4 protein-coding genes and 1 pseudogene are annotated in these 5,350 nt (G+C 67.3%); 4 read left to right on the top strand and 1 reads right to left on the bottom strand.

All coding sequences use genetic code 11. The features are described 5' to 3' along the window. On the top strand, positions 1-219 hold a 219-nt coding region (locus BEN49_RS27850), incomplete at its 5' end, for a hypothetical protein (protein ID WP_158022829.1). Beyond that, complete coding sequence (locus BEN49_RS10835) at positions 180-911, top strand: hypothetical protein (protein WP_070743181.1); 732 nt, start codon at positions 180-182, stop codon at positions 909-911. The genes BEN49_RS27850 and BEN49_RS10835, both read left to right, overlap by 40 nt. Here the strand turns inward: BEN49_RS10835 and BEN49_RS10830 are convergent. Next, the gene (locus tag BEN49_RS10830; protein WP_070743179.1) at positions 895-3,015 is read right to left on the bottom strand and encodes a heavy metal translocating P-type ATPase; all 2,121 of its coding nucleotides are present in this window, start codon (positions 3,013-3,015) and stop codon (positions 895-897) included. The two genes, BEN49_RS10835 and BEN49_RS10830, sit on opposite strands and share 17 nt — an antisense overlap. Before the next feature lie 542 nt (positions 3,016-3,557). Here BEN49_RS10830 and BEN49_RS10825 point away from each other — a divergent pair. After that, positions 3,558-4,112, top strand: a complete 555-nt coding sequence (locus tag BEN49_RS10825; protein ID WP_070743177.1) for an AAA family ATPase — start codon at positions 3,558-3,560, stop codon at positions 4,110-4,112. 125 nt (positions 4,113-4,237) lie between these two features. Further along, positions 4,238-5,286: pseudogene (locus BEN49_RS30920) on the top strand (LLM class flavin-dependent oxidoreductase). Positions 5,287-5,350: the final 64 nt, after the last annotated feature.

The following is a 5,350-nucleotide window of genomic DNA, read 5'->3' as shown; positions in this document are numbered from 1 at the left end:
GCCCCGGCCGACGGCCGCGAGGCCCCGCCCTTTCCCCTCAACCTGCCCGATACGGTGCGCGCCACCGCCCTGCAAACCAGCGCCCCGGCCGGGGCCGCGCCGCGCCTGCTGGTGGCGGCCGGCGCGCAGGCCCTGTTTCTGCTCGATGCCGCGGGGCGGCAGTACCCCGGCTGGGGCCAGTGCTCGATTTTCCGCTGGCTGGGGCCGCCGCGCTGCTGAGCGTGGGCGGGCGCGACGTGGTGGTGTGCCCCCTGCAAAACGGCTACGTATACGCCTACGACCAGCGCGGGGGCCTGCTGCCGGGCTTCCCCCTGAGCGTGGGGGCCCGGCTGGCGGGCGGCGTGGCCGTGCAGGCTGCCACCACCCTGGGCCGCACCCGCCTCACGGTTGTTAATCAGCACGGCGAGCTGGTCACCTTCACGTTGGTGGGCGACGTGCTGGCCCGCCGCCGGGTGGCCACCTGGAGCCGCGCGGCCACGTTCCGGCTGGTGCCGGCCACCGGCGGCGGGGCCGGCTACGGCGTGGCGCGCGACGAGGAAGGCGGCCGCTACGACTTTTACCTGCCGCCGCAGGCCGCGCCCGTGGTGTCGCGCCGCTTCGTTACGTCGGGGCCCAAGCCCACGCAGTTTTTCGACTTCGGGGCCAGCGGCCAGGCGGTGGCCGTGAGCGAGCCAGGCCCCGGCCTGGCCTACGTGTTCGATGCCCGGGGCCGGCTGCTGGGCGGCCAGCCGCTGGCCAGCACCGGCGCCGGCGTGGGCCTGGCCTACCACGCCGCCACGGACACCTACCAGCTCGTGCGCCTGGTGGGCCGCGAGCTGCGCCGCACCGAGCTGCGCCCTAGCAGGGGCCCCGGCCGGCGGTGGCACCACCGGGCACCCCGGCCCGGGAGCTACGCTAGGGCCGGCTGGTGAAGTCCATGCGCTGGATCCGCACCGCGTTCAAAATGGCCAGCAGGGCCACGCCCACATCGGCAAACACCGCCTCCCACATGGTGGCCAGGCCGCCGGCGCCGAGGGCCAGTACCACGGCTTTCACGGCGAAGGCCAGCCAGATATTCTGCCAGACCACGGTATGCGTAGCTGCGGCGATGCGGCGGGCGGTGGCAATTTTGCTGGGGTGGTCGGTTTGAATCACCACGTCGGCCGTTTCGATGGTGGCATCGGAGCCAAGGCCGCCCATGGCGATGCCCACGTCGGCCAGGGCCACCACGGGGGCGTCGTTCACGCCGTCGCCTACGAAGGCCAGGCGGTGGCCGGCGGCTTTGAGGCGCTCGACGTGGGCGGCTTTGTCCTCGGGCAGCAGGCCGCCGTGGGCCTCGCTGATGCCCAGGGTTTTGGCCACGCGCTGCACGATGGCGTCTTTATCACCCGAAAGCATGACGATGGTGCTGATGCCCTGCGCTTTTAGCTCGCGCACGGCCTGGGCGGCATCGTCCTTTATCTCGTCGGCCACGGTGAGGTAGCCAGCGTACTGGCCGCCCACGGCCACCACCACGATGCTGTCCACGAGCTGGTCGATTTCAGGGGGGTAGGCGACGCTGAACTTGCTGAGCAGCTTGGCGTTGCCGGCCAGCACGTCCTGGCCATCGACGCGGCCGCGCAGGCCGTGGCCGGCAATTTCCTCCACGTTCTCCACGGCCAGCGGTGGGCCGGCGGGCCCCACATGCTGCACCAGCGCCCGGGCAATGGGGTGGGTCGATTTGGCTTCGAGCGCGGCGGCCAGGGCCGTAAACCGGGCCTCGGTTTGGCCGGGCGCGGCCACTACTTGCTGCACGGCGAAGATGCCCTTGGTGAGGGTGCCGGTTTTGTCCATTACCACGGTATCAATCTCGCGCATCACGTCGAGAAAGTTGGAGCCCTTGAAGAGCACGCCCGCCTTGGAAGCCGCCCCAATGCCGCCAAAATAGCCGAGCGGAATGCTGATAACCAGCGCGCACGGGCACGAAATAACCAGGAACACCAGCGCCCGGTACAGCCAGTCGCGGAACACGTAGTCGCTTACAAACAAGTAAGGTAAAAAGGTGAGCAGCAGCGCCAGACCCACCACGATGGGCGTGTAGATACGGGCAAACTTGGTAATGAACTGCTGGGTTTTGGCCTTGCGGCCCACCGCGTCCTGCACCATCGCCAGAATCTTGCTCAGCTTGGTGTCCTTGAACGCGGCCGTGACGGTAATCTCGCTCAGCGTGTCCTGGTTGATCATGCCGGCTAGCACGACTTCGCCCTTGAGCTTGGTTTGGGGCACCGACTCGCCGGTGAGGGCGGCCGTGTTGAAGGTGCCGCGCGCCGATTGCAGCGTGCCGTCGAGGGCCACTTTCTCGCCGGGCTTCACCTCAATCACGTCGCCCACCACTACCGCTTTGGGGTCGAGCACCAGGCGCTGGCCATCGCGCAGCACGCCCACTTCGGTGGCCTGAATTTCGAGCAGGGCCTTGATGCTGCGCTTGGCGCGGTTCACGGCCGCATCCTGAAACAGCTCGCCCACGGTATAGAACAGCATCACGGCCACGCCTTCCGCGTATTCGCCCAGCGCAAACGCGCCGATGGTGGCAATGCCCATCAGCAGAAACTCGTTGAAAATATTGCCGCTGGGAATGCTCTTGATGGCCGCCCGCAGCACGTTCCAGCCTACCAGCAGGTAGGCCACGCCGTACCAGATGGGCCGCACGTAGCCGGTAAAAAAACCGACTTGGTAGTAGTCCAGGGCAATGCCGGCGAGCATCAGCACCAGGCTGATGCCCGGCGTGAGGTAAGGGTTATCGCCAGCCGGGCCGTGGTCGTGGCCATCGTGGTCGTGGCCGGAATGGTCATGGTCGTGGCCCGTGTGGTCGTGGCCGGCGTGGTCGTCGGTTGCTGCCGCGTCGGCGTGGTCGTGGCCGGGCACGTCGTGGCCCTGGGGCGCGGCGGCGGCCTTGGGCGTGAGCTGGGCGCGGGTGAGGGCCCCCACGTTTTCGGGCTGTACCTGCTTGGCGGTGTTCAGCTCCTCGTTCAGGTTATCGGATGAAGGATCGGGCATAGAATGGTGAGAATCAGCAAAAAAGGCAAGGCCTGGGGCCGCGTGCCGCACCGGCGGCGACTCTTTCTGCTAGGCGTTTTCGAGCTTGCCTAAGAGAGCATACGCGCTTTTGGCAACGAAGCGCCGCAGCTTGCCCATTTTGGCGGCGGGCAGGCGGATTTTGGCTTAGCCGTTCGCGCGCGCGCCCCGCATCACGGGCCCCCGGTAGTAAACGGCAATACCGGCCCAGGCGGCCGAATTGGCGGCGACAAAAATGCCGGCCTGGGCCCCGTGCTGCCCCACCGCTTTCTTGGGCTAGGTGCCAGCGCGCCCGAATGGGCAGGGGCCCCGGGCCCCGCGGTACCCACGCCCTGGCGGCGCGGCGCGGACCCGTGGCCAACCCTCGGCAGTGGCGGCAGGGGAAGCGGCCACGGTCGTTTGCTGCTGCTGCGGGCGTACTTTCTTGGCGTTGCTTTCCGGTAAGGTACTGGTGCCAGCCGGCTGGCGCGGCGTAATATTGAGCCTGTTATTGCTCACTACGGAGCATGTTATTACCCGCGAACATGGATACGCTGCCCGCTGCCAAGACCTCTGATTTTGCGCCCCCTGCCCCGGCGCGCGTGGTGCTGCTGGGGGCCGAAAGCACCGGCAAAACCACTTTGTGCCGGGCCCTGGCGGCGGATTATGAAACCGTGTGGGTGCCCGAGTACGGCCGCCAGCTTACCGAGGAAAAAATGGGGGCCCTCACCTACGCCGACCACCTGCACATCGCCCGGCAGCACATCGAAAATGAGGATGAGCGGCTGGCCCATGCGCAGCGGTTCTTGTTCATCGATACCAACGCCATTACCACCGCGCTCTACTCGTACTACTATTACCAGCGCTGCGACCCGGCCCTGCTCCAGCTGGCCCGCGCCTGCCGCCCGCGCTACGCCCACACCATTGTGTGCCAGCCCTCCATCCCGTTCGAGGCCGATGGCTGGCGGGGCCCCGAGGCGCTGCGCAACGTGCAGCAGGGCACCACATTGATGCAACTCGACCTGCTGGGCATTCCCTACACCTGCGTCGAGGGCTCGGTGGCCGAGCGGGTGCAGCAGGTGCGCGCCCTGCTGGGCTAACTGGGCAGGGTACCTGGGGGCCCAGAACGGCCTGGGTGGGGCTCCCAGGGGCACCGCGCAATCATTTTGGGTCGAAGTTGGTTTAGTGTAACAACCGCTGTTACTCTCCCTTTTGCCTCATATATATGTCAACCAACGCTGCTTCCCCCGTCGTTTTCTCGGTGCTCGATCTGGCCCCCATTGTGGCCGGCGCTACGCCCGCCGATACCTTTCGCCACAGCCTAGACCTGGCCCAGCAGGTTGAAAAACAGGGCTATACCCGCTACTGGCTCTCCGAGCACCACAACATGGCCAGCGTGGCCAGTTCGGCTCCGGTGATCTTAATGGGCTACCTCGCCGGCGGCACCACCACGCTGCGCCTGGGCTCGGGCGGCATCATGCTGCCCAACCACGCCCCGCTGGTGGTAGCCGAGCAAATCGGCACGCTGGCCACGCTCTACCCCGGCCGCATCGACCTGGGCCTGGGCCGGCCCCGGGCTCCGACCAGGCCACGGCGCAGGCCATCCGGGGCGGCCGCTTCGGCGGGGTGCAGGATTTTCCGCGCGATGTGCAGCAGCTGCAAGCCTATTTCTCGGCCGCCAACAGCACGGCTGCGGTGCGCGCCATTCCCGGCGAGGGGCTCGACGTGCCCATCTACATCCTGGGCTCTAGCACCGACAGCGCCTACCTGGCGGCGGCCCTGGGCTTGCCCTACGCCTTCGCCAGCCACTTTGCGCCGGCCCAGCTCATGGCCGCGTTGGATATTTACCGTCAAAACTTCCGGCCCTCGGCCGCCCTGGCCCAGCCCTACGCCATTGCCTGCGTGAACGTGGTGGCCGCCGACACCGACGCCGAGGCGCAGTGGCTCTCCACGTCGCTCCAGCAGTTCATGCTGGGCGTCATCTCCGGCCGCCCCGCCCCGCTGGCCCCGCCCGTCGAGTCGATGGCCCCGCTCTGGGGCCCCGCCCAGCAGCACGCCGTGCAGCAGATGCTGGCCTACGCCTTCGTCGGCAGTCCGGCCACGATCCAAGCCGATTTGCAGGACTTCATCGACCAGACGCAGGTCAACGAAATCATGGCAGTGACTAATATTTTCAGCCACGAAGCCCGCGTCCATTCCTACGAAATCCTGGCCGGGGCCCTGCGCGGCATCGCCCAGCCCGCAGCGGTGGGGGAGCTGGCTTTCAAAGAGTAGGTTTCTATTCAAAACCAAAAAACGGTCATGCTGAGCGCAGCCGAAGCATTGACCCGTTTTTTTT

This window comes from Hymenobacter coccineus (assembly GCF_001816125.1).
GTDB lineage: Bacteria > Bacteroidota > Bacteroidia > Cytophagales > Hymenobacteraceae > Hymenobacter > Hymenobacter coccineus.
The sequence above is the reverse complement of the archived record's forward strand: the minus strand, read 5'-3'. Positions and strand labels throughout refer to the sequence as shown.